The following is a 24,706-nucleotide window of genomic DNA, read 5'->3' as shown; positions in this document are numbered from 1 at the left end:
AATATTTCGTCACCCTTGATTCATTGATAGCAATATAGCTATATTTGCAATCAAACAGTACAACTATGCGCTTATCTGAACTCAAAACCTACCTCGCGGGTCAGGAGACCATCGCCATTGCTCTACCCAACGGGGAGGAAGTGCCCGCTCACTTTCACGTTACGGAAGTGGGGGAGTCCACAAAACATTTCATTGACTGTGGGGGTACGATGCGACACGAGAAGAAGGTGAACCTTCAGCTGTGGAGCGCCAACGACTACGACCACCGGCTGCACCCCGAGAAACTGGTCCACATCCTTTCCCTGGCGGAATCCAAACTCGGATTGGGGGACCTGGACGTCGAGGTGGAATACCAGGGAGCGGATGCGATCGTCAAGTACGGACTGGACGTCCGCGATAACCGCCTTCAGCTGACGGGGACCCAAACGGACTGCCTGGCCAAAGCTGATTGCGGCATTCCGGCCGCAGGTAAGAAGGTATCTTTAGGAGCCTTCATTGCCGGCAAGCAGGAGGAGGCCTGTACTCCCGGGGGAGGCTGCTGCTAATCTTTTTTGCGCGGAGCGCAGGTGCCATGCAATGGGTATTGTAGAGACAAGGCATGCCTTGTCTCAAAGGTTTCCAGAATCTTTGCACCTGCGCCCCGCGCCCAAATCACAAAACCACTCGATCATGGGCGTAACCAAGACGGACATTTACTCCGACGAACAGAACAAACTGGCCGAGATTTGCAAGGCCATCGGCCATCCCGCACGGGTAGCCATTTTGCAGCAACTACTGTCTACGGACTGTTGCATCTGCCGGGATTTTACCGATGAAATCCCCCTTTCCCAACCCACCGTCTCCAAGCACCTGAAGGCCCTCAAAGAAGTCGGACTGATTTCCGGGACCATCGAGGGGACCAGCGTGAGTTACTGCATTAACGCCGCACGGTGGCGGGAGGTCCAGACCATGATCAATCAAATGTTCAACACCTTTAAGGGCGGCGGCAGTGGCTGTTGTTAATCTCTATCCCAAATGAGCGAAATTCTTTTTCCCGAACTCCATAATACCGTTCAAGAACTTCAGTCTTCATTTTCCCTCATTCCAGAGGCCCGCATAGATCGGCTCAATAGATTTGCTCAATACCTTGGTAATCATCGGGGTAAAAGCATTCACCTAAACTTCATTTGCACCCACAATTCCCGGCGGAGTCATTTGGGGATGATCTGGGCTGCCGTAGCCGCGGCGGTCTACGGGGTGGAGGGAGTATGCACGTATTCGGGCGGGACGGAGGCTACGGCCTTTAATCCCCGGGCCGTAACGGCCCTACGGTCCGTTGGTTTCCGCATCCCCCCCGCGGCGGGTGACAATCCTACCTATCGGGTATCGTTTTCGGCGGACCATCAGCCCCTAGTGTGCTTCAGCAAAGTCTACGATCATCCAGATAATCCGGACCGCGATTTTGCGGCCATCATGACCTGCGCCGAGGCCGACGACAATTGTCCCTTTATCCCGGGGGCCTCGTTCCGTCTTCCGCTGACCTATGAGGACCCCAAAGTTGCGGACGGCACCGCAGAAGAAGCGTCCAAATACCTGGAACGTACCCGGCAAATCGGACGGGAAATACTCTACGTATTTTCCCGGCTTTAGGGGGTGTGGAGTAGGGGATCTATTTGCGCAGATTCTCGCTCGTGCGTAGTTTGTTGCACCGGGCCGCAGCGGAACTACCCGCTAAGGTGCACATTCGCAGTTTTCATGGGACACCTATTCAGACTTACTACCGTGCTCCTCATGGGAGCACTTCTTTTCACTTGTGCCAGTTACCACGAGCACTACGCCAGGGCCGGCAAGGGGTGGGCATTAGAGGCACCACCCGAAGCGGCTGACCTTGCCTACCGGACCTACCTCATCGGCGATGCGGGTAACGCCAAAGAAGGCAAACCGCTGGCGGTGATGACCTACCTGGAGGAGGAACTGGCGACCGCACCCGCTTCCACCAGCATCATTTTCCTCGGGGATAATCTTTACCCCGACGGCATGCCTCCCCGTTCGGCCCCCGAGCGGGAACTGGCCGAACACCGCCTGGACGCCCAGCTTGCTCCCCTGATGGATTTTGGGGGTAAAATACTCTTCGTACCGGGGAACCACGATTGGTATCGCCACAGCATCGAAGGACTGAAGCGTCAACGAAAATACCTGGAGAAAGCACTCGATCAAAAGAAAATCTGGGCCCCAAAAGAGGGCTGTGGCGGACCGGATGTTCTGGAAGTTCACGACAACCTTGTCTACATCGTCATCGACAGTCAGTGGTGGCTGGCTAAATGGAATAAGCATCCGGGAATCAACGAAGGCTGTGACGCCAGTAACCGCGTTGACTTCCTGCGTCGATTCACCGACGCCGTGAAGGGAAATAAGGAGAAAAACATCGTGGTGGTGATGCACCACCCGATGGAAACCTTCGGTCCTCACGGGGGGCATTTTCCCCTGAGCGACCATCTGTTTCCACTGCGGCGGACGGTAAACAAGAATCTCTGGATCCCCCTACCGGGGCTGGGGTCCATCATGCCCTTTTTACGAACGAACGTGGGCAGTAAACAGGACAACTTCAACGCCTCCTTTCAGGAATTGAAGCGGAGTCTCCTGGAGACCGTGCAGCTCAACGGCAACGTCACCTTTGTGTCCGGCCACGAGCACAGTCTGCAGTACATCGAAAACGACAACCAGCGGTACATCGTCAGCGGTTCGGCCTCCAAGGTGGCTCCCGTGGGGCTAGGGGAGGGAAGCTTTTTCTCCTACGGCGGACTGGGTTATTCGGTGCTCGACCTCTATACGGACGGATCCATGTGGGTAAGTTTTTATTCGGTAGATGAGTACGGCAAGCAAAACACTTTACTGTACCGTCGGGAAATCCAGGCACCCCCACCGGCCGACAACTATGAATTACCGTCATCCTTTGACCATTATCCTCTACCGGAAGACGCGACCATCAGCAGTAAACTGGTCAACGGGGATTATACCCGCAGCAGGCTGGGCCTGCTCGTGCTGGGGGAGCATTACCGGAAAAGCTTTGCCCAGACCCTGTCCATTCCCATGCTCGATCTGGGGCAATATCGTGGAGGAGTGATTCCCGTGAAGAAGGGTGGGGGGAACCAGACCCAGTCCGTCCGGCTGGAGGCCGGAGACGGTCGGCAGTACACCATGCGTTCCCTGGAGAAAGATCCCACGGCTACGGTGGGGTATACGCTGAGTCAGAGTCGGGTAGTCCGTAAACTGATCAAGGACGCCTTTACCGCCGCCCATCCGCTTTCCGCTCTCCCCGTAACCGGATTGGCCGAAGCGGCGACGGTGAACCACACTCATCCGGAGCTTTTCTACATCCCGGCACAACCATCACTGGGCAAGTATAATCCGCAGTTCGGGAATAAGGTCTATCTCGTGGAGGAGCGTCCGGACGATGATCTGTGGGAAGATCAGGAGCAATTTGGCAATCCCGCCGATATCGTCTCCACGCCGAAGGTACTGGCCGGTCTACGGAAAGACCACGATTACCGACTGGACGTACCCGCCATGGCCCGGGCGCGGGCCTTTGACTTGCTCCTGGGCGACTGGGACCGACACGATGATCAGTGGCGCTGGGTGGTCGATAAACGGGGAGACGCCAAATACTACATTCCCATTCCCCGCGACCGCGATCAGGCCTTTTCCAATTACGACGGGCTCCTCCTGGCTTTCGCCCGACTCCTGGCGCCCGATACCCGGCCACTGGCGCCCTTCCGGGCGCATCCCAAACGCATCCACTGGGCCACCCACGGCAACCGCTTTTTCGACGCTACCTTTCTCTCCGAAATCAGCTGGGAGGTCTGGGAACGAGAAATTCGTCACCTGCAAGCGACCGTCACGGATGACGTCATCGAGGCCGCCTTCCGAGAGGCCTGGCCCAAAGAGGTCTTTGCCGCCGATGGCCCGGGTATCATTGCCATCCTGAAGGAACGGCGGGATAAGCTGCGGGAAATTATCCGGGACCTTTACGAATTCCGTGCCCGGGAGGTAGAGATTGCCGGTACTGACAAGGGAGACCACTTCGACCTCATCACCCATTCCAATGGCGACCTTGAGGTCAAACTCTTCGACGCCAACAAGGAGGGAGAAGCTAAGGGAGAGGCCCGGTACCAACGCTACTTCTACGCTACCGAAACCGACGAAATCATCCTCTACGCACTGGATGGCGATGATACCTTCGACTTTTCGGGAGAAGAAAAAAGTAGGGTAAAAATCCGACTCGTAGGCGGCCCCGGCAAGGATAGAGTAACCTCTCCGGTGGGCCATCGTCAATCCCGCACCGCGTTCTATGATTATACCGAAGAGATCGAGACAAGTGATCTGGGTGATCTTGGGGGCTTAAAGGACCGTAGGTCGGTCCATCCCCGCTACAATACCTACAGCCGACTCTCGCTGGACAAGAACTATAACTTCTTCAGCCTCCTGCCCATCATTGGGGTCAATCCCGACAACGGCTTGCTGCTGGGAGCGGGGGGAACTTACACCACCTACGGCTTTAAAAAACGTCCCTTTGCCACCCGACAGTCCATCAGTGGCCAGTATGCTTTTTCCACGGGTGGCGCCCGGTTTGATTATCACGGGGAGTTTACGGATCTGTTTGGAGAAAACGAGCTGGTCTTCACCGGTGCCTTCCGCAGCGCCTTTTATGGCGTCAATTTTTACGGCATCGGCAACGACACTGAAAATACCGAAGCCATCAACGGAGATGATTACCACCGGGTACGACAGGAACTCATCAGACTTGCCCCCTCCATTGCCCGCAGACTGGACGGAGCGTCCATCCTTCACCTCGGCCCGGAGTACACCTCCATCAGCACCAACCGCACCGAGGAGCGATTTCTGGCGGATAACTTTGAAGACCCGGAGGGCACGGGAGTCTTCGACAAATTTGAATTCCTCTCCCTGAAGGCCCGGTTTTCCTTCGACAATCGCAATTCAGCCGCCCAACCCACCAAGGGGCTGACTTTTTTCGCCGAACTTGGCAACAACTGGTCGCTCCGGGACAATGCCGCCAACGTCGCTCATCTGAAAACCTCGCTGAGTATTACCCAACAACTGGATAAGAACGGCACGCTGGTGGTGGCCAACCGGGTGGGTTTCGCCACCGTTTTCTCCGACGATTTTCAGTACTTCCAGGCGGCCACCCTCGGGGGCGTTGGCCCCGACGCTAACCTGCGGGGCTACCGCAGGGAACGGTTCTCGGGAAGGTCGGCCCTTTACCTGAATAATGACGTGCGGCTACGCCTCATTAACGCCAAACGTCGACTGATTCCCTTCTCCCTGGGTATCGTTGCGGGCTTCGACCTCGGACGGGTGTGGGCGCCCGGTGAGGACTCTTCCACCTGGCACCGCAGCTATGGCGGGGGAATCTGGGTAAGTCCACTCGACATCTTTACGCTCAAATTCAGCATCTTCCGGGGTAACCAGGGCGTAAACCGACCGGTCGCGGGAGCATCGTTCTTTTTTTAGGGGCTGACCGATGGAAGATCATCGGAATGGAGGGGCTAAGCGGGAAAGTCGCTGATGACGATTTTACCGAACTGTCCTCCGTTCCGGAGGGCATCAAAGGCCGCGATGGCCTCCTCGAAGGGGAAGACGGAATCGATGAGGGGACGCAGTTCATGCAGTTCCATGAAGGCAAGCATGTCGACAAAGTCCTGCGGGGACCCCATCGTGGTGCCCAGCAAGCTGATCTGGCGCAGAAAAAACTTGCTGAGATTAATGGTTGCGTTTCTTCCGCCCGTAGAACCGTAGTAGACCACCTTTCCCCCCACGTTGAGAAACTTCAGGTAGCGATCGAGTTCGGGCAGAGGGGCACCGTCCAGCACCACGTCGATGCCTCCCGTAAGGGAGCGTAATTGTTCGGGCCAGTCCCCGTCGGTATAGCGCACACCACCCGTCGCGCCCATGTCGATGGCCCGGTCGATCTTTTCCTGCCGACTGCTGGTCACGAAGACTTCCGCTCCCAGCGCCAGGGCAAAGGCTAAGCCAAACTGCGCCACGCCACCACCGATGCCGTTGATGAGGACCTTCTGCCCGCCGTATACCCGTCCGCGCTGGGTGAGTCCGCGCCAGGCGGTGAGGGCGGCCACGGGTAGGCTGGCGGCCTCCTCAAAGGAGAGGTATTCTGGCTTGCGGCAGAGGTTTTCTTCGGGCAGCAGAACGTATTCGGCGATGGTGCCGTCCTGGGGCATGCCGAGAACTTTGAAGTCGCGGGTGGGCCATTCGGCTTCCGGGTACCACCCCGTGGCGGGGTAAGCCACCACCGATTCTCCGATCCAGGCGCCGTCTACTCCGTGCCCCACGGCGGCCACGACGCCGGCGCCATCGGCGCCGAGGATGCTGGGAAGTTTCATTCCGGGATACAAGCCCCGGGAAATCCATATCTCCCGGTGATTCAGGGCCGCCGCACGAATTTTTACCAGGACCTCCCCCTCCCCGGGCTCCGGCGTGGGTACTTCCTTCAGGACTAGTTGCTGGTCGGCTTCAAGGACTAGGGCGCGCATGCAGTGGTTTTGGGGTAAGATAATTAGAAGGTAGCGGATACAATTCTAAATTCTACCGCCTCAAGATCGGCAAATACTGGGTCTCCAGGTAGTAGATACTCCAGATGGGTTCGCCATCGGCGTCCCGCTCCGGGCCGCGGTCGCTGGCGAAGTAGAGGTACTTGCCGTCGGGAGAAAAGGAAGGGCTGGCGTCGTAGCGGCCACTGTTGACAACGGGCCCGAAGTTCTGGGGTTTGGACCAGCCCTCCGCCGTGCGGAAAGAATAGTAAAGGTCTTCGCCGCCGTAGCTTTCCGGGCGCCCCGAGGAGGCGAATACCATGAGGTTGCCGTCCGGCGAAATTACCGCCGCCAGGTCGTAGCCCGGCCCGTTGGGCGGGGAGGGTAGTTCCCGGGGCGTGGCGTACTTACCGTCCGCCAGTCGCCGGGTCTGATAAATGCTGGTCCCAGACTTATTTTTTCCTTTGGTCCAGAAATAAACGTTTCCGTCTTTTCCTTCGTGGGGATTGGATTCGTAGCGCTCCGGCCACTGGGTACCCGCCTCCATGGTCTGATTCACTCCGGTTAGCGGACGGGGAGTAGACCAGCTTTCTCCCGCCCGGTCCATAACCCAGAGATTCATGTCAAATAAACCGCTCTTGGCTTTTCCGGGCAGCGATCTGGTGGAGGCAAAATACAAGCGCTGGCCATCCGGACTGACGGAGGGTGCCTCGTCGGTCCCCGTTGAGAAATCGGCTACCGTGGGGGGCGACCAGCCGGCATCCCCGCGCGTAGACACGTAAATTTTCTGGGGTGATCCGTCCGTTTTTCTGCGGCAGAGGTAAAGCGTGTTACCGTCGGGGGTAAAGCTCAGGTGGTATTCATTGTTCGTGGTGGTAGAAATGACGCCCGGCGCAAAGAGAACGGGCCGATCAAGGGCCCGCTTACCGTCCACGAAGCGCTGGGCGGTCAGGGGGGTGCCGTCCGGATCGTAGGTCCGTTCGATGCCGTGGAGCTTCCCGTTCAGGTAGGGAATCTCCCGCGAAATTTGCCCGTTTGGGTGGTAGCTGTAGTGCAGACCAACCGGGATGTCCCGTTCGTAGACGCCAACGGACCGCAACTGGCCATTGGGATAAAAGTATTCCCAGGTGCCTTCGCCCATATTGTCTTTCCAGTCGGCCCGGTAGCGCAGGGTCCCGTCGGGGTACCATTCCAACCACTGCCCCTCCGCTTTGCCGTCTTTGACCAGCCTCCGCAGGGCGGGCTGTCCGGAGGGGTAGTCGCGGACGATCAGGCCCGTCAGGGTATCTGCCCGTGGATCTCCCTCTGGTACCGTCAGGGGCGGAGCAGTAAACTGGGCGTTTGCCGGTGAAGACCAGCCAAGGAGAATCAGCAGGGGGAAGAATAGTGTAATGGTGCGCATAAGGAAGGAAGAAAACCCAGCGATCTTTGTTGCGGCATGTCCGCCCGTTGTTGTCCGGAATCCTGCCCGCATACCGGCTCAATGGCCCCGGGTAAATACCCAATTACGATGAAAACCCCGGATCTAACCGGAGCTCGCCCTCCGGACTTCGTTCATTCAGGGCACCAATCTCCCCTTCCCTCCTTCATTTGATGGTGTTCGCCATGCAACTGTCCACTTACCGGGATCAATACTTGCCGCTGCTACTTGGCCTGGCCCTGCTGATGTTGCCGGCCTGTGCGGGGCCCATGGCCCCCACGCTCCCGGAGCAGGAGGCCGTACAGCTTTCCGTAAACGGACAACCCCTGACGATGCGGGATACGCTTTCGCTCCTCCCCGCGCTGGGGATGACTGACGAGGAGTACGCGGAACGGGAGGAAATCCGCTTCACGCTGGAGAGTGCCGTTGATCTCCGCCCAATGCTCTTTCTTGGTTACGCCCAGGACGCTACGGTCTCCGGCAGTGGCCCACCCGCCAGAATCGGCACGCTGGTGGCGGAAGCCAATACTGAAGGGCAACCGGAGCCCCGTTTCTTCCTCCGTCAGGAGGGCTACTCGGCGCATACTCCCCTCGTTATTCGCGGGGGAATTCCGACGGAAGTGATCGTCACTTTCCAGGAATTGATCGACAAGCCAACCCCGCGGGCCCTCGTGCTGATGAGCCCCGGCTTTCTGGAGATGAATACCAGAAGGGGCTTCAGTCATTTCTTCAGCGGACTCTTCCAGGGAATGATCTGGGTGCTGATTTTGTATCATCTGTTGTTGTACTACTCCGTTCGGGAAAGCTCCTACCTCTGGTACTGCCTCTACATGGTTTCGATTTCGGCTCTGACCCTGGGTGACCTCGGCTACTGGCAAACGGGATGGTTCAAAAATCACCCGGTCCTGGGCTGGCACCTCTATCAACTCTTGCAGTACGTGACGGGCATTCTGACCCTCGTTTTTATGCGCAGCTTCGTCCAGCTCCGGCGGCTCAATCCGCGTTGGGACCGGATCGTCCAGCGTTTCATCGCGGGCAATCTGGTCGTTCTGGCGCTGCTGGGGCTCATCCTATTCCTGACGGGCGATGGTTTGGGCCTGGTCCTCGCCAAAGTTCTCATCATCCCCTTTGCGGCCTTCGGCCTCTGGGTCTGTTGGGTGCTTTTCCGCTCCGGAGATACGGTGGCCCGCTATTTTGCCCTTGCCGGCTGCATTACGGCGGTTGCGGTGGCGCTGAACGCAGGTGCCGAGTTTTTCTTTTCGGCCGTGACCGTTACCGGAAATTCTACCGCCACACTCAACCTGGCGGAGCACATCCCGGGCACGAATTTTCTTCAGTTCTACTGGGTGCACGCGGCGGTCATCCTTCACTTGCTCACCTTCGCGATGGGCATGGGCTACCGCCGCCGACAAAATGACCTCGAACTGCAGCGGACCCGGGAAATTGACCTGATGAAGAGTCGCTTCTACACGAACATCACCCACGAATTTCGCACCCCGCTTACGGTCATTCTGGGGATGGTGGACCAGCTCAGGGGGCAAACCAAAGAAAGCTCACTAATTCGGCGGAATGCGCAGCAATTGCTGCGCCTCATCAATCAGCTGCTGGGCCTTGCTCGCCTCGAGGCCAAGCAGGTCACGGCCGAGTACGTATACGGTGAGATCGTCAGTTACCTAAAATACCTCGCGGAATCCTTCCACTCCCTGGCGGAAGACCGGGGAATTACGCTGACCTTTTACTCGGAGGTTGCGGCCATGGAAATGGATTATGACCCCGAAAAGCTTCAGCAAATTGTTTATAATTTACTATCTAATGCCATAAAGTTTACGCCGGAGGGTGGGCAGGTAGAAAATGCCACACACACGGTTATTGGGAGACTCCAGATAATCCGCCGGAATGGGTAGTCCGGAACAGCTTTCGTAGGAGGCCGAATAATCAGCGAGGGTTTGGGCGTCTTTAATCCGGATTAAACGAGGGATGAAGGATAACATATACGCTGGGTTTTGTGGTTGGTGAGTTGATGTTTGTCCACCTCATCAAGGGTTGATTACTGAGGACACCACAAAAGTGCGGGGGCAATGTGCCGCCCCCACCGCAGGTATCCGGCAAGGGCAAAGACACATCGTGCAAGGAGGTTATTCACATCAGGACATATCGTGCATATCCAGTGATTATTTGTCCTACGAATCTGTTTATCAGTTACTTAAGTCAACAAAACAGAAAGGGCTACCCGAAGTGTAATCGGGTAGCCCTGCCAATAAAATTCTTGTTTCTGACGGTAATTATTCCGTTGAGGTATCCTTCACGGCATTCTCCGGGACCCGGAAACGGGCCTCGTCAAAGGAGGTCGTGGAGAATTTTACTTCGTCGTAAAAGAAAATATCCGGCTCGGTATCGGTCGTGATTTCTTCTGAAGCGGTGTAAAGCCGTACGACCTCGGGAACCAGCACACCATTTTTTTCCTGCCAGGAGGGGAAATCCGCAATTTGCCGCAGGCCCTGATTTTCCAGGCTTGGGTATTTAAGGTCCCAACTGGCAAAACGAAGGACTTCCGTATCGGGATACACGTACAATTGATAGTCGTTTCCCCCATCTCCCACGTTTTCCAGTATGCGGACGTTGAATTGTTTGTAGACGTGGCCATCCACCTCGGCCATGCCCGCGTCGGTCACACTAAAGTTTTCGTCGGCCAGCACAAAGGGCATACCCAACATGAAAAAGCTGGCCGCCTGGTACATGTGGGGAGGGAATCCGGTTTGGTTGAGGTCAGGTACCGCATGGGTAGCTTTGCCATCAAATACCACCCGATACTCATCGCCTTCAATCAGGTGTTTGCGGGAGTCGAGATTCACCCAGTGTCGGTCCGTCAGTTTCTTCTTGCCTCCGGTGGGGAAATCCCGGAGTATAAAGCTAACCGCGCGCTGTTGTTGCCAGCGTTCAAGGGTGCCGTGGACCTTGAGAACCTTCCAGAAGCCGGGGGTGAGGTGCTCGGGGACGAGGTCTTCGTCAACGCCGATTACTTCGCCGGCACGATCGGGTAGGGGTTGGATAATTTCTTCGGTGGGGCTGGATTCGGAATTGCTGCAGGCCGTAAAACCAATGGCCAAAAGGAAAAACAGGAAAACTCTAAAATTCATGTAGTTAGGTACTTGTGTTTAGTTACTAATCCTTTATCGTAACGGAACAAGGGTGGGGGGATGTTTGGTGAGTCCTGAAGGCAAGGGGGTAAAATGATACCAGGATGATATTTGGTACCAGCATTACGGTAGATAGAACCCCGGGAGCGTCCCTAGCATGACAAGCCCCTTAATACATCTCCCGATGGACAGATTCTGGCCCCTAATCCTTTTTGGCGGTTTGTGTATCGCCTGCCAAAATTCAGATCATACCGACGTGCAAACTTTTACTCCCACCCTGGCCAACTGGAAATTTGAGGAGGGAATGGATGCCCCGCCTTCCGTACCAGATTTATCCACCGCTGAATGGACTGACTTGCGCCCCCAAATTCTTGATCACTTCGAGCGAGAGGTGTACGGTGAGTTTCCGGACAAGGAGTTGTTAAAGACCGAAGATAAAGTCCTTGAAGGCCCCACCAGGGTATTCGGGGGCAAAGGATACCGTGCTCAAATTGTTCTAACCCTGGAAGGGAGAAATGGTGACCAGCGAAAACTCCTCCTCCTGCTTTACTATCCGGCCTCGGTAGGGACGCAGAAAGTACCGGTGCTGCTAAACCTGAATTTTTTGGGGAACGCCGCGACTAGTGAAGCGCCGGAAATTATCCTGAGCGACCACGAGGTGTATACCAGTCGGGCGGAGGAACGCGGTTTTATCAATTTACGCCCGACGGAAAAGAGCAGGGGTATCCGCCGGGGACGTTTACCCGTGGAGTACTTACTGGCGGAGGGGTATGCGGTAGTGACCGCAGGTTATCAGGATATCCTCCCCGATGACGATGCGGCCGCCCGGCCGATCATGGAAAGTTTCTATGGACTGCCTCCCGCCGAAACCGGGGCCATCGCCATTTGGGCCAGGGGATACCACTGGCTTGCCGACTACGCCGAGCGACAAAGCTTCTTTCGGGTCGGGCACCTGGTGGCCACCGGTCATAGCCGACTCGGGAAGGCAGTACTTTGGGCGGCAGCCACCGATGATCGAATTCGGGCCGTGCACGTCAATAATTCTGGCTGTGGTGGAGCGGCGCTCTTTCGCCGTGCGCAAGGGGAAACCATTGGCGACATCACCAGTCGGTTCCCCCACTGGTTCCGGGATAAATTCCACGGGTGGGCCCATCGGGACCACCTGATTCCCTACGATCAGGACTGGCTCCTGGCCAGTCTTGCCCCGCGCAAAGTCCTTATCGCCTCGGCCACCGAAGACGCCTGGGCGGACCCGGAAGGAGAGTTCCTGGGACTCCGGGAAGCATTGCCTGCCTACCGTTCCTTTGCGCCGGGAAGTAACCTTCCCGAATCCATGCCAGCCCCGCAGGATGGTTACGCCTACGGTAGCGGATTGGTGGGGTACCATATGCGACGAGGGCCGCACGACTTGCAGGAAAGTGATTACCGGGCATTTTTGGCCCTGTTGAAGCGATAAGAGGGACAATCCAGGAAATTGCGGGCCAACAATCGGGCTTCTTTCCCGTTAGGCTGCAAAAATATCCGATGAGACTTCAATCCGCTTCTGCCGTCATTTTATTCCTGGCCATCTTGTTGCTCGTACTTACGGGATTGTTTCCCTCTCCCACCATGATCGGACTTACGGCCCTGGTAATTTCTGGGCTGGTACTCTGGCAGGCTTACGCCATCTTACGGGACGACAGTGAGCCCGTTCCCCTGGAGAAGCGTTCCGGATTCAAGGGATATTTGCGGCGGTAAATTTTCAATTTTTGGGGGAGTAAATAGTCTAAAACAAGAAGCGGCAAGCAGGATTTCCTGCTTGCCGCTCGAAGGTTCGGGACGTGGGCAATTTTACTTGGTGGGCATTCCTCCAGTTAGTTGTACCTGCACTCCCATAATGATCATGATGGTACCGTCTCCGCCTCCCGTGGGTTTGAAGACCAGGTATACATCATGAGATTTGGTCGCATCGAAGCCTGCGGGCAATTCTACCGGAACCTGCAGCACCGACGGTGGGCTATTGGGGCCGGGCATGCCCTCGGTGGGTTCAAGCACGTTGGACGTTCCTAGCAATTCTCCATCCGGACCTCCCAGGCGCAGCTCGACCGATCCGCCGACCGCATTGACCATTGGTTTAGGGGCGGAGGCCATCAGGGTGATTCCGGAAACCCCGTTGAGGCTGATGTCTTTGAGGGCCATGTAGGCTCCCGCGGCTCCGGGGAGGGCCAGATTTCTGCCGCCAAACGACAGCTTTTGCACCTCGTGGAAGTCATCAAACCCATGCGGATCGAGGAAAGCATTGCGTAGGACGAGGGTCCGCTCGCTGCTGAGGGATGGAAGGTCGTCGGAACCATTATCCTGGTAGGCTGCGCGCAGAATGAAGACACCCTTTCCGGGGTCCCCTTCGGGCAGGGCCGCGAGGTATTCTCCCTTCAAAGGTAATTTTTCTTTCTCGGCTTTGGCCAGCCCCATGATGTAGCGGACCATGTCCGCTGCTTCGTCCGTGGCCAGATCGGGGTGAGCGGCCATGGCATTTTCGCCCCAGACGCCACCACCACCGGAAATAATTTTACCGGTCAGGTATTCGAGGGCATTGTCGTCTTCGGCGTAGCGCTGTCCGATCTTCAGGTAGCTGGGACCAATGGATTCTCCGGCCACTTTGTGACAGGATTGGCAGTCGCTTTCTCCCATCAATGCTTCTCCGCGGCTCAACATGGCACCTGCGTCCGCGCCACGGTGTCCCATCTCTACGGCTACTTTATCAAAGCCCTCCGCGAGATAGTCCACACTGAAGGCGACCCGGCGTTCGGGAATGCCTTCACCCAGACTTCCGTCCTCGGCGTCGTTGACGTTAACCGCATACTGGATGGGCTGGCCGGGGGTGAAGAAAGAGCGGTTGCCACTGAGATCAAGTTCCACCACCGGGGGCTCGTTACCCACGACCAGTTCCAGAGTCTGTTTGGCGGTGCCGCCGTTACCGTCGTCAACCGTAAGGACCACCTGGTAAATGCCCGGTTCCTCCAGCGTGAAATCGGCCACTTGCCCGGAATAGGTTTCGTTGAAGCCATTGTCCGAAGCAGCGGACCAGGAATACTCCAGAGCGTCGCCATCGGCGTCTTCAGTACCCTCGGCGTCAAGACTAACCTGGAGTGGTGCAGCCCCACCCATGGTGCTGGCGACCATCTGAATAACGGGGGGACGGTTGCCGCCATTATATTCGATGCGGACCAGCCGGGCGTCATCATTCTGCGAGAACCAACCCGAACCATATTCCAGCAGATAGAGGTCTCCCTCGTCGCTGAAGACCATATCCATGGGGTTGCTGAACCGGTAAGTGGGCATAAAGTGATCCATGGAAACGTAGTTGCCCTCCTCGTCCATTTTTACGGTGTAGATGAAACCGCGCATCCATTCGTAGGCAAATAATTTACCGTCGTAGTAGGCGGGGAAAGCGCGTTCTGCATCCGCGAAATCCTCCTGGTAGTACACCGGTCCGGCCATGGCGTTACGGGCACCGTTGCCCATCAGCGGGAACTCCTCCGAACTGGCGTAAGGGTACCAGATGAAGGCAGGTTGCGCAGGGGGGAGTGTCTCCAGTCCGGTGTTATTTGGAGAGGTATTGGTGGGAGCAGCGGCATCCCAGGGCTGCAGTGACTCTTCTTTGGCAAAGTCGTACTTGTGGTAAGCCTTATTGTCACCAATGAAGTGGGGCCAACCGAAGTTACCGGGTCCTCTGGCCTGTCCGACCTCGTCGTGTCCGCGGGCTCCGCGGGTAGGATCGTCATCACGGGCATCGGGGCCTACGTCGCCCCAGTATACGTAACCGGTATGCTGATCCACGCTGATCCGGTAGGGGTTACGGTGCCCCATGGTATAGATTTCCGGACGGGTGTTGGGCGTTCCTTCGGGGAAGAGGTTCCCTTCCGGAATGGAGTACGTTCCGTCGGCTTCCGGCTTGATGCGCAGGATTTTTCCCCGCAGGTCATTGGTGTTGGCGGAAGACTTCTGCGCGTCCCAGGGCCCACGGCCGGGGCGCTCATCGCTGGGGCTGTAGCCGTTACTTGCGTGGGGGTTGGTGTTGTCTCCGGTGGAGACGTAGAGATTACCGTCGGCATCCCAGGCGATGGAGCCACCGGTATGGCAGCACTGTTCCCGCTGCACGGGGACTTCCAACATCACAACTTCCGAGTCCAACGGCAATTCATCTCCGTTCATGGTGAAGCGCGACAGACGGTTCACGGATTTATCGGTGGGGGAGTAAAACAGGTAAATCCACTGATTTTCGGCGAAGTTGGGGTCCTTGTTCATCCCGATGAGGCCATCTTCGCCCATGGATTCCTTGCCTTCCTTGTCCACGTAGTAATTGCTGACTTCCAGTTTGGCAATTTCACTCAGCTCTTCCGTTTCCTCATTGTAGAGCATGACTTCACCCTTGCGCTGGATAAAGAGGATGCGGTTTTCGTCGAGCAAGGTCAGTTCGATGGGCTCGTCGAGCTTCTCCGCCAGGACTACCTTAGTGAAGCGGTTTTCCTCGGGACGGGCCTTTTCGTAATCCAGCGGTTGCGGATCATCGCCCCCCATTGCGTAGTTAATGCCCGCGTAAAGGTGGTTCAGGAAAAGCTCTTCGGAAAAGGTTTCGTCCGTATGGCCCATGGCAGTGTAAAAGGAGCGACCACCGTCAAATTCGTGGTACCAGCTCATGGGGTGGAAATCGGGATTACTGCCACCGATGTAGGTGGTCTCATCAATTTCCAGCAGGGGATTGATGTGATCCGAGATGTTCTGGAAACTGTAGAACTCATCCGTGCGGGAGAAGGTATCGGGCATTCCCTGGGTGGCCCAGTGGTCCCGTTCCAGCACGTGGAAGGTACCCTTTTGCACGTTACTCGGTTGGGAGGGATGGTCCAGGAAATAAGCACCGGCCAACTGGCCGTACCACGGCCAGTCATACTCCGTATCCGTGGCGGAATGCACCCCAACGTACCCGCCGCCGGCCTGAATAAAGCGTTCGAAGGCGCCCTGCTGCTTACCGTTCAGCACGTCGCCGGTGGTGTTGAGGAACAGCACCGCAGCGTAGTTGCGCAGGTTGGCGTTGGTGAATTCGCCGGCATCCTCGGTGAATTCAACCGTAAATCCTTTTTCCTCCGCCATTTTTTTCAGGGCTGCCTGCCCGGCCTCAATGGACTGGTGGCGGAACCCCGCCGTTTTGCTGAATACGAGTAGTCCTCCCGGTTCGGCCGGAGCGCCGCTCTCGCAGGCTACCAGCAGGAGGAGCAGCAATAATGATAAAGTGGAAAATATGTACTTCTTCATGATCAATCAATGTGGGGTTCGCAATGGTTAGAAGAGGTGCTCAAGAAAGTCGAGCATATACTCCAATGCCGGAACGGCATCTTTGTTAAACTCCGTTTCCAGGAGGTCATTACTCCCGGAATCCAGGAAAGCATGTGGCCGGTCATCATGCACCCAATAGGTGAGATCACGGTGCCCGGCTTGCTGAAGTTTTTCAATATATTTTTGGATGGATGCCGGGGTCGTGATATTATCCCTGGCTCCTACGGTGAAGAGCATGGGAGGGTAGGTCACGGCACTTGCCGGCGCAACAAGATACAGAGGAGAAACGGCATAATAGTATTCCGCATCCGTCTCCGGATTCCGATGGTTACCAAAAATGCCCCGTGGCACGGTTTCTCCCCGCGCCCAAAGGTCATTTTCGGGACCTTCAAAGTCGGTTTTTGCCGCGGCATACAGATCAAAGGCTCCGTAGCTGATGAGCGCTGCCTTCACGGAGAGTTGCTTTCCCTCCCAGTCGCTTGATGGAATATAGGAGGGCCGAAAGCCAAAATGTGGCGCCTCAAATTGCTGGTCACCGGTGCGGTGCCCTTCGGTGGCGACCAGGGTCGCCAGGTGACCGCCCGCACTGTCTCCGGTGACAATCAGCTGATGGGGATCCCCTCCGTATTCGGCGATGTTATCCATTACCCATAAGGCAGCCCCAAAAGCATCACCGATGATTTCGTCCATCGTCACGGTGTTGTTGAGGTCACCAAGTAATCGGTAGTTAACGTTACAGATCACGTATTCTCCGTGACTGGCCAAATAGGCTGCGGCATCCTCCATGATCCCCTTGTCGTTGATCAACCAGCCCCCGCCGTGATAAATGATGATGACGGGGTAGGCGGTCTTTGCCGTTTGCGGGGTATAAATGTCCATCGTAAGGTCAAAACCCCGGGGAGAGGCCCAGATTACGTCCTGCGCCAATAGAAAATCGTGTGCTGAACGATCAGGTTGCTGTAGTTTCCCGGAGGGTCTCACCATGGTTCTGGAGGGTATAAATGGGGTCGTAGTTTACCAGAGTGGTCGTTACCAAAAGCGATGAGCTTCCAGTAACGACCCCGAATCTGGTAAATGAAGCTATTAGATTTATGCTAAACGAACAACATGATTAAGACCAGTACGACCCCTCCCAGGGTAAACCACAGGCCTTTTCGCAGAATTGGTCCTCCCGGCAAGTACATCCAGAACGCCGAAATGACGAAGAAGAGCAGCGAGAGGCCAAAGAAGATATTCAGGAAAAACAAGGGGTCGTTGGTCGTTGCTTTGTGCAGATGCGTGAGCTTGTCCAGCACGAGGGGCAGTTCCTTTTTGACGTATTCAGCCTCGCCGGTAGCCTGGTTATAGCTACCGTCTTTGAAGTAGAGCATCTCACCCACGGTCCGCTCTACGCGCAATCCACGGATGCGAAGTTGTTGTCCCAGTGCTTCCGCATTCAGGTTGGTCGCCAGTTGTTGCGACACTTTCTCTTCGACCTTTAGAAAGTCGGTGCTGCGAAAGATCAGGACGATGCCACTCAGGGCATAGATGGCCATGATTCCGGCCAGGAAAAAACCCAGGTATCGGTGAATAATGCGGACTTGAAGTGCGCCCTTTGCGGTTGATTTAGCCATTAAAATGCGTTGTTTTGATGGGTGGTTACGAATACAATGAGGTCACAAGATTGAGAATATCTCCCTAATTCTTTTCCTCTGATTTCTCTTTTTCTTCGTCCGTTTCTTTATCCTTCTTTGGCGTTGATCCTTCCGCCTTTTTGGCCGCGTTGTTGGATCTCCGGATTTGACGACGTGACTGCTGAGGAGCGGGAGCCGCGCCCTGGCCACCGCCGTTTTCATCGCCACCTCCCATGAGGTCATCGTTGCTGACGCCACGCGTTTTTTTCCGGGTTCTACTGGCGTCCAGGTCACCAAATTTATAACCGAAGGTAATCTTGATGTTGCGGTTCAGCAGTACGTCTTCGCGAATCTGGGAAAAGGAAGCCGTCTGTAGCTCGGAACGCAAGGTCCAGCCGCGGGCCAGGAAGTTTTCGGCCGCCAGCCCGATGGAGCCCTTTCCATCGTTGAATTCCTTGTTGATCCCCAGGGCGTACATCCCGAATCCACCCCGGAAGCCCTGCAACTGCTGACGGCGCCCCCGCATGAAGGTGAAGGCCTGGCCAGACCAGCCGTTGTTTAGTTTGAGGGTGCTCATCAATCGACCACCGTAGTTCAGACCGGAGTTGCTGGCCGCCACGGACACCCCTTCGGAGTTGATGACCTGCCCCTCCAGGAAGGCGTAGTCAAGATCGATGCCACCGTTGATGGTCCAGTTCTTGGTGAGGTATACGTTCAGGAAAATATTGGTACCAATGGCCTGCTCCTTACCGATGTTGGCGTAGGTGGTCAGCAGGGTACCGTCCAGGCTATCGACCGGGTAGCGGACCTGGTTGATGGCGTTGTTGGAGTTGCGGCCGAAGAAGGAAACGTTCAGGTACGTCTTACCCAGGGAGGTGCTGAGTCCCAGCTCCAGGTTGTCCGTCAGCTCGGGCAGCAACAGTGGGTTACCTACCTCAATACTCTGGCTATTCTGTAGGTTTACGTTGGGGTTCAGCTGCCGTAACCAGGGACGCTGCAGACGCTGGCTGTAGCCTAGTTTGACCGTGGTCCGGTCGCTGAGTCGCTTGGACATATTCACGCTGGGCACGAGGTTATTGTAGTTCTCTAGATTGATCGCCTCGCCGTTCTGACTGGCTTCCAGCATCGTCTGCTCAAAGCGCAGGCCAGCCTTTACCGTCACTTCTCCGGGAAGCTGCAGGGTGTAGGCAGCGTAGGCCGCCGCAATGTTCTGGTCGTAGTCCAGGATACCCGCAGGTCGGGTGGGGTCGAGCACAAAGTCACCGTTTCCTTCCGCACTCAGGTAGCTGAAGTCACTGTTTACCATCCGCATGATTCCCTTGGCCCCCACCTCAATGATCTGGGTTTCGCCCAGCGGGAGGATGTAGTCCGCCTGGACGGTAAACTCCCGGTTGTTGTTGTCGTTGATGTTTTCGAGCTGGCGCTCGATGGCGTTGTTGTCGTCGAGGTCAGCCGAAATGAAGTCCGAGTTTTCGCTGGTCGTGCTGTACAGCGTAGAGATACTAAACTCGTGACCGGGCGCAAACCGCTTCAGGTAATCAAGGTTAAAATCGTAGGTGCCCGAGGCACGGTCGGCGTCGATGTTGCGCAGGAAGGTGGACGCCAGTTCGTCGTTGATCAGGACGTCAGTGGTTTGCAGTTGCTCACGGGAGAAGTTGCGCACGCCGTAACGGACGCCACCAGAAAGGAACTGATTTTCCGAGATGTCATAATCGAGGCCCAGGTTAAAGCGGCCGAAAATGCCGTTGTCGTCGGCGTCGCCAAATTGAACGGTACTGCTGTTGACGAATTCCTGCGTCAGCTTGGTTTCGGCTTCGTTGTAGAAGGCCCGGCCAAAACCGCCCAGGGTCATCCCGAATTTACCGCTGCGGTAGCTGCCCTGCAGACCGAGGTTAGAACCCCGGATGCCAGCTCCCGTATCCACGTTGAGGAAGTAACCCTGCAGACTGTTCTTTTTGGTGATGATGTTGATGATGCCTCCCGCACCTTCGGCGTCATACTTCGCCGACGGACTGGTGATCACCTCCACCGACTTGATCTGGTCGGCCGGAATCATCTTCATGGCATCGGCCACGCTACCGGCCACAATGGTGGAAGGCTTGTTGTTGATCAGGACCTGGATGTTGGAACTTCCCCGCAGCGAAACGTTGCCCTCCAGGTCCACCTGCAGCAGGGGCACCCGGCGCAGTACGTCGGCGGCATCGCCGCCGCGGCTCAGCTGATCCTGCTCCGCGTTGTAGACCAGACGGTCAACCTTTTCTTCGATCAGCGCGCGCTGTCCGGTTACGGTAACCTCTTCCAGCAATGCGGCTGCCGTTCCCAGCTGGATGGTGCCCAGATCCGTCTTTTTTCCCTTCACTTCTACTTCGGTCAGCGTGATCGTTTCGTAGCCGATGAAGGAGATGTCGATCCGGTAGGTGCCGTTGTCCACGCCGGAAATTTCAAATTTCCCATCATCCTCGGTGATCGTACCGTTTACGATGTCTTCACCGGCATAGAGGCTAACGGTAGCGTATCCGACGGGAGTACCGTCGTTGGCGTCAACGACGACACCGGTAATGGTGCCCTTTACATCCGGAATGGCTAAATTTTCCGGGGCAGAAGGTTGGGCCTGAAGGAAGATCAGCGGGAAAATAAACAGGGTGGTGAGTAGGAACCGTATGGTCATGGTTAGAAAATTTTGATGACACAAAGCACGGGCCCTCCTCCATATAGTATGGAATACTTCTACCGTTGGGGTAGAATGATCGACAATCCGGGTTTTATGCTTTTGGGGGGGCTTCGCGGGAACCGTACCCGCTAAGTGCCGAATCGTAGAGCAATCGGGGGGGATGGTCGAATTGACCGATTTTAGGGGGCACATCCACTATTTTTGCATTCTATGTCCTCCTTCTTCACCAGGAATCGGAAACCATTGCTGCACGTAGCCTTCTGGCTGGTGTACGCTTCCTTTTTCTTTTATCAGATCAGTTTTGGCCGGAGGGACGAGCCGGACTGGAGTCGGATTGTACCGGACGTTAGTTTCCACATCGTCTCTCTGCTGGCCCTCAGCTATCTGAACTACTTCTTTTTCCTTCCCCAACTTCTGCGCGACCAGGCGCTGGGTCGCTACCTGCTGCGGTTCTTACCCGTCTTCAGCGTGCTAAGCTACCTGATCTTGTTGGGCAAACGCTGGCTGTTGTCCCCCTACGCCGAGACCAATTCCCGACTGAGTTCCTGGTTGTACTCCCCACGCTTCGCCGTAAGCGTTATTCTGACGTCCCTGTTTATCGTCATTTTTGTGGGCCTGCTGCGCTTCGTGGAAGACTACTTCCGCCACGAAGCGGAACGCAAGGAGAATGAGAATCAGCAACTGACCTCAGAACTGCGATTCTTGCGGGCCCAGGTGAACCCCCACTTCCTCTTCAATACGCTCAATAACCTCTACTACCTGGCGGTCAAGCAGTCACAAAAAACACCGGAAGTGATTGCCAAGCTATCCGGTATGATGCGCTATATGCTGCACGACAGCAACCACCCCACGGTCAGTCTGTCGCGGGAGATCGAATACATGGAAAGCTACATTGAGTTGGAAAGGATGCGGCTGGAAGACGAGGTGCCGATTGCCTTTGAAGTGGACATGCAATCGGCTAAGGTATCTGAAGGGGGCGCAAGCGCAGGTGCCGTGAACCCGGGAGGAGCCAGGAACAGTAACGTCCGCATCGTCCCCCTCATTCTGATTACCTTCCTGGAAAATGCCTTCAAGCACGGCATCGGTAACGGAAAGGGATGGATCACCGTGGCGTTGCGGCTCTCCGGTAGTCAGCTGAGTTATACCGTCAAAAACAGCAGGGTGGGGGAATCCGAGAAGACAGTAACCGAAAAGTCGGGTATTGGCCTCGTCAACGTCCGTCGGCGCCTGGAATTGAGTTACCCCGATCGCCATCAGCTTACCGTCCGGGAAACCGACGACGAATACGCCGTTCACCTCCAACTTGAGCTCACATGACCATCCGTTGCGTCATCGTTGAAGACGAGCCACTGGCTCGCAAATTGCTCACCCACTACGTAGAGACTACTCCCGGGCTTGAACTCATGGCCACCATCAGCCATCCCCTCGAAGCCCTCACCTACCTGAAAGAAAACCAGCCCGACCTGTTGTTTCTCGACATCCAGATGCCGGAAATCACGGGCATCGGCCTGCTGAAGATCATGCCCCGACGGCCACTGGTGGTTTTGACCACGGCCTACTCCGAATACGCCATCGAAGGCTATGCCCTCGACGTTGCCGATTACCTGCTCAAACCGATTACCTACGAGCGCTTCCTGCAGTCCGTGGAAAAGATTGAAACGCGCTTAAGCGGAAACACTGCCGGTCCGACAACCATGGCACCTGCGGCCCCCGCCGAAACTCCCGTCGAATACTTATTTGTAAAGGACGGCACCAAATCGGTCCGCATAAACTTTGCCGACATTCAGTACATCGAGGGCATGAAGGATTACGTCCGCATTCACACGCCGGATCGGAAAGTAACCACACTGCAAAGTCTGAAGCACCTGGTGGAAGTCCTTTCGGATACTGATTTCCTCCGGGTTCACCACTCTTACATCGTTGGCGTGGACTGGATTGAGGAGGTCCAACGCGACGATATTTTGGTGGCCGGCCAGCTCATCCCCGTCAGCGATACGTACCGGGGTGGGGTAAAGGCCTTCGTCGAGGGCCGGGAACTAAAGTAACCTAAGGTTAATGTTGGTCATTTGGATGCGGTCCCGGGAATCCAAACCTTCATTTTACCGATCCCCCGATTGGACCAGAGGTAGTAGGGAATCGCGGTAATTTGATCGCCTTCAATGACCTGTACGCCTTCCAGGATATCCGTCCGGTGCCGGGAAGTTAATGCCGTATTGGGCTCAATCGTTACCCGGTCAATTTGGGCATTGTCCATCTCCTCGATGGCGTACACCAACGGTCCACGCTCCAGGCTGAATTTCCCCCGGTTTTCCTCAACACGGGCGTCGGCGGTTACCATCCTGACGGGCATCGGGAAGTCCAGCGTAAGTTGATCTCCATCCGCCCATTGCCGACTCACGATCCAGTAGCCTCCCTCAACCGGCGCGTCCAGGGGACGACCATTCAGCAGTAGGGATGGGGTAGGGGCCAGGGAGTCCACGTAGGAATAGAGCGGTCCCGGCACCGGCTGGTTTCGCGCCCAGGAGGGAATCCTTAATTTGAGGGAAAACGATTGCTGTTGCTCTACGCTCACGGTTAAATCAACCCGGCCATCATAAGGGTAGCCCGTTCGCTGGGTAAGCGTGATGCTTTGGCCGGAGACCGTCAGGTCACTGGTACTGGCCGCATACAGGTTTACGTACACCGAGTCCGCACGCTTGGCGTACAACAGACCGGGAATGGCGGGTATGAAGCGGATGAGATTGGTCGGACAGCAGGAGCAGTCAAACCAACCTTGCCGGGTACAAGCTCCCCGATTGAAGGTATATTTTCCGTCGGATTCGAGTGCGTTGGGATAAAAGAATTTTGTTCCGTCCAGGGATAAGCCGGAAATGAGCCCGTTGTAAAGCGTTCGTTCCAGCACGTCCAGGTAATCGACGTCGCCGTTTTGCCGATGGAGTCGATGATTCCAGTACACGCTTCCAATCGCCGCACACGTTTCGCTGTAGGCCGTCAGGTTGGGCAGCTCGTAATTCTCCCCAAAGGACTCTCCTTCATGTCGGGCACCGATTCCTCCGGTGATGTACAGCTTTTTGTGCACCATGTTTTCCCACAGCGCACGAACGGCCCGTTGGTAGGCTTCGTCCTGCATGAGGACACCAATGTCCGTCATCGCGGCGTACATATACACCGCCCGGACCGCATGGCCGGTAACTTCCCGCTGATTGACCACCGGAAGATGATCCTGAGAATAGGGGCCAAATAAGTCGTGGTGTTTGGGCTTTCCGCGATGGTCCAAAAAGTACCGGGCCAATTGCAGGTATTCCTCCCGCTGGGTCAACTCGTAAAGTTTGAGAAGGCCGGTTTCAATGATCTGGTGGCCGGGGACGGCGCTGATTTTACCCTCGCCATTTCCGAAAGTAGCCACCATCAGGTCGGCGTTTTTCAGGGCGATGTCCAGAAAGTTTCGTTTACCGGTAGCCAGATGGTGGGTATACGCTGCTTCGTAGAGATGACCGGCATTGTACAACTCATGACTTGCGGCCAGTGACTCCCAGACTCTACCCTCCCTGACTTCCACCCAGGGAGCCGGTGGTTTGGCCGGATCAATCGTACGCCAGGTCGTCAGGTAGCCGTTGGCCTCCTGCCCTACGGCAATGATGGAAATCAGACTGTCAACGAGGGATTCAAGTTCGTCATTCGGAGCGCTGATGAGGGAATTGGAGGCCCCTTCGATGATCTTGTACAGATCGGTATCATCAAAGGGCATTTCCCCCCGAACTTCTCCCTCCATTTGACCACCGGCAATCAGAAAGTTTTCCATTCGCCCCTCCTCTTCACACTTGGCGATGGCGTACTCGATGGTTTTCTCCTGTACTCTTTCGATGATGGGCAACCAGAAGTCATCCTCCATCCGGACGTTTCGGATGTCAACCGGCTCGATAGGGTAGCTCGCATACTGACTGACTGGTCCGGAGTCCATTTCGGCAGGCTCACCGGATGTACAGGAAAAAGTGATGCTTATTAACAAG

Annotated in this window: 17 protein-coding genes; 9 read left to right on the top strand and 8 right to left on the bottom strand. The window is 56.1% G+C overall.

Going from position 1 to position 24,706, the window contains the following annotated elements; all coding sequences use genetic code 11:
* Positions 1 to 65: 65 nt before the first annotated feature.
* The 4 genes from E1J53_RS05700 (at position 66) to E1J53_RS05685 (ending at position 5,508) form a co-directional block, all read left to right on the top strand.
* Positions 66 to 545 (top strand): DUF6428 family protein, encoded by a 480-nt coding sequence (locus tag E1J53_RS05700; RefSeq protein ID WP_134271981.1) that lies wholly within the window; start codon positions 66 to 68, stop codon positions 543 to 545.
* Positions 546 to 669: 124 nt separating this feature from the next.
* Positions 670 to 1,002, top strand: a complete 333-nt coding sequence (locus tag E1J53_RS05695; RefSeq protein ID WP_134271980.1) for a helix-turn-helix transcriptional regulator — start codon at positions 670 to 672, stop codon at positions 1,000 to 1,002.
* Positions 1,003 to 1,200: 198 nt separating this feature from the next.
* Entirely contained in the window at positions 1,201 to 1,629 is a 429-nt protein-coding gene (locus E1J53_RS05690) for a hypothetical protein (RefSeq protein WP_253930624.1), read from the top strand.
* Positions 1,630 to 1,770: 141 nt separating this feature from the next.
* A complete protein-coding gene (locus tag E1J53_RS05685) occupies positions 1,771 to 5,508 on the top strand; it encodes a metallophosphoesterase (protein ID WP_253930619.1) in 3,738 nt (1,245 codons plus the stop codon).
* Positions 5,509 to 5,543: 35 nt separating this feature from the next.
* On the opposite strand, the gene E1J53_RS05680 is transcribed toward E1J53_RS05685, so the two are convergent.
* On the bottom strand, positions 5,544 to 6,545 hold the full coding sequence (locus E1J53_RS05680) for an NAD(P)-dependent alcohol dehydrogenase (protein ID WP_134271977.1): 1,002 nt from the start codon (positions 6,543 to 6,545) through the stop codon (positions 5,544 to 5,546).
* A gap of 52 nt (positions 6,546 to 6,597) precedes the next feature.
* Positions 6,598 to 7,944, bottom strand: coding sequence for a PD40 domain-containing protein (locus E1J53_RS05675; protein WP_173021378.1), 1,347 nt, complete (start codon positions 7,942 to 7,944; stop codon positions 6,598 to 6,600).
* Positions 7,945 to 8,147: 203 nt separating this feature from the next.
* Here E1J53_RS05675 and E1J53_RS05670 point away from each other — a divergent pair, with 203 nt between their 5' ends.
* The gene (locus tag E1J53_RS05670) at positions 8,148 to 9,866 is read left to right on the top strand and encodes a sensor histidine kinase (protein ID WP_173021377.1); all 1,719 of its coding nucleotides are present in this window, start codon (positions 8,148 to 8,150) and stop codon (positions 9,864 to 9,866) included.
* Positions 9,867 to 10,244: 378 nt separating this feature from the next.
* Here the strand turns inward: E1J53_RS05670 and E1J53_RS05665 are convergent, their stop codons facing one another.
* Positions 10,245 to 11,099, bottom strand: a complete 855-nt coding sequence (locus E1J53_RS05665; protein WP_134271974.1) for a hypothetical protein — start codon at positions 11,097 to 11,099, stop codon at positions 10,245 to 10,247.
* 256 nt (positions 11,100 to 11,355) lie between these two features.
* On the opposite strand from E1J53_RS05665, the gene E1J53_RS05660 reads away from it, so the two are divergent.
* Together E1J53_RS05660 and E1J53_RS05655 are read left to right on the top strand one after the other, a co-directional pair.
* Positions 11,356 to 12,555: an acetylxylan esterase gene (locus tag E1J53_RS05660; RefSeq protein ID WP_134271973.1), complete on the top strand. Its 1,200-nt coding sequence runs from the start codon at positions 11,356 to 11,358 to the stop codon at positions 12,553 to 12,555.
* A 68-nt stretch (positions 12,556 to 12,623) separates the two neighbouring features.
* Entirely contained in the window at positions 12,624 to 12,836 is a 213-nt protein-coding gene (locus E1J53_RS05655) for a hypothetical protein (RefSeq protein WP_134271972.1), read from the top strand.
* A 93-nt stretch (positions 12,837 to 12,929) separates the two neighbouring features.
* Here the strand turns inward: E1J53_RS05655 and E1J53_RS05650 are convergent, their stop codons facing one another.
* The 4 genes from E1J53_RS05650 to E1J53_RS05635 all read right to left on the bottom strand — a co-directional run bounded on the left by E1J53_RS05650 (position 12,930) and on the right by E1J53_RS05635 (position 20,693).
* Positions 12,930 to 16,391 (bottom strand): ThuA domain-containing protein, encoded by a 3,462-nt coding sequence (locus E1J53_RS05650; RefSeq protein WP_134271971.1) that lies wholly within the window; start codon positions 16,389 to 16,391, stop codon positions 12,930 to 12,932.
* Between the two features lie 27 nt (positions 16,392 to 16,418).
* Positions 16,419 to 17,396 carry an alpha/beta hydrolase gene (locus E1J53_RS05645; RefSeq protein ID WP_134271970.1) on the bottom strand — a complete coding sequence of 326 codons (978 nt, stop codon included), beginning with the start codon at positions 17,394 to 17,396 and terminating at the stop codon, positions 16,419 to 16,421.
* A gap of 110 nt (positions 17,397 to 17,506) precedes the next feature.
* The gene (locus E1J53_RS05640) at positions 17,507 to 18,025 is read right to left on the bottom strand and encodes a PepSY domain-containing protein (protein ID WP_134271969.1); all 519 of its coding nucleotides are present in this window, start codon (positions 18,023 to 18,025) and stop codon (positions 17,507 to 17,509) included.
* 64 nt (positions 18,026 to 18,089) lie between these two features.
* Entirely contained in the window at positions 18,090 to 20,693 is a 2,604-nt protein-coding gene (locus E1J53_RS05635) for a TonB-dependent receptor (RefSeq protein ID WP_173021376.1), read from the bottom strand.
* A 213-nt stretch (positions 20,694 to 20,906) separates the two neighbouring features.
* Between E1J53_RS05635 and E1J53_RS05630 the strand changes: the two genes are divergently transcribed.
* Positions 20,907 to 22,013, top strand: coding sequence for a sensor histidine kinase (locus E1J53_RS05630; protein WP_134271967.1), 1,107 nt, complete (start codon positions 20,907 to 20,909; stop codon positions 22,011 to 22,013).
* Positions 22,010 to 22,741, top strand: coding sequence for a LytTR family DNA-binding domain-containing protein (locus tag E1J53_RS05625; protein ID WP_134271966.1), 732 nt, complete (start codon positions 22,010 to 22,012; stop codon positions 22,739 to 22,741). Before E1J53_RS05630 ends, E1J53_RS05625 begins: the two co-directional genes overlap by 4 nt.
* A 17-nt stretch (positions 22,742 to 22,758) precedes the next feature.
* Here the strand turns inward: E1J53_RS05625 and E1J53_RS05620 are convergent, their stop codons facing one another.
* Positions 22,759 to 24,657: a glycoside hydrolase family 127 protein gene (locus E1J53_RS05620; RefSeq protein WP_216650012.1), complete on the bottom strand. Its 1,899-nt coding sequence runs from the start codon at positions 24,655 to 24,657 to the stop codon at positions 22,759 to 22,761.
* Positions 24,658 to 24,706: the final 49 nt, after the last annotated feature.

Origin of the sequence: Lewinella sp. W8 (genome assembly GCF_004375085.3) — a bacterium.
GTDB lineage: Bacteria > Bacteroidota > Bacteroidia > Chitinophagales > Saprospiraceae > Neolewinella.
This window is presented reverse-complemented; position numbering and strand designations above follow the sequence as displayed.

Coding starts and splice junctions, on each gene's coding strand:
- E1J53_RS05700 (WP_134271981.1), top strand. CDS start 66: ATGCGCTTATCTGAACTCAAAACCTACCTCGCGGGTCAGGAGACCATC.
- E1J53_RS05695 (WP_134271980.1), top strand. CDS start 670: ATGGGCGTAACCAAGACGGACATTTACTCCGACGAACAGAACAAACTG.
- E1J53_RS05690 (WP_253930624.1), top strand. CDS start 1,201: ATGATCTGGGCTGCCGTAGCCGCGGCGGTCTACGGGGTGGAGGGAGTA.
- E1J53_RS05685 (WP_253930619.1), top strand. CDS start 1,771: ATGGGAGCACTTCTTTTCACTTGTGCCAGTTACCACGAGCACTACGCC.
- E1J53_RS05680 (WP_134271977.1), bottom strand. CDS start 6,545: ATGCGCGCCCTAGTCCTTGAAGCCGACCAGCAACTAGTCCTGAAGGAA.
- E1J53_RS05675 (WP_173021378.1), bottom strand. CDS start 7,944: ATGCGCACCATTACACTATTCTTCCCCCTGCTGATTCTCCTTGGCTGG.
- E1J53_RS05670 (WP_173021377.1), top strand. CDS start 8,148: ATGCAACTGTCCACTTACCGGGATCAATACTTGCCGCTGCTACTTGGC.
- E1J53_RS05665 (WP_134271974.1), bottom strand. CDS start 11,099: ATGAATTTTAGAGTTTTCCTGTTTTTCCTTTTGGCCATTGGTTTTACG.
- E1J53_RS05655 (WP_134271972.1), top strand. CDS start 12,624: ATGAGACTTCAATCCGCTTCTGCCGTCATTTTATTCCTGGCCATCTTG.
- E1J53_RS05650 (WP_134271971.1), bottom strand. CDS start 16,391: ATGAAGAAGTACATATTTTCCACTTTATCATTATTGCTGCTCCTCCTG.
- E1J53_RS05645 (WP_134271970.1), bottom strand. CDS start 17,396: ATGGTGAGACCCTCCGGGAAACTACAGCAACCTGATCGTTCAGCACAC.
- E1J53_RS05640 (WP_134271969.1), bottom strand. CDS start 18,025: ATGGCTAAATCAACCGCAAAGGGCGCACTTCAAGTCCGCATTATTCAC.
- E1J53_RS05635 (WP_173021376.1), bottom strand. CDS start 20,693: ATGACCATACGGTTCCTACTCACCACCCTGTTTATTTTCCCGCTGATC.
- E1J53_RS05630 (WP_134271967.1), top strand. CDS start 20,907: ATGTCCTCCTTCTTCACCAGGAATCGGAAACCATTGCTGCACGTAGCC.
- E1J53_RS05625 (WP_134271966.1), top strand. CDS start 22,010: ATGACCATCCGTTGCGTCATCGTTGAAGACGAGCCACTGGCTCGCAAA.
- E1J53_RS05620 (WP_216650012.1), bottom strand. CDS start 24,657: ATGGACTCCGGACCAGTCAGTCAGTATGCGAGCTACCCTATCGAGCCG.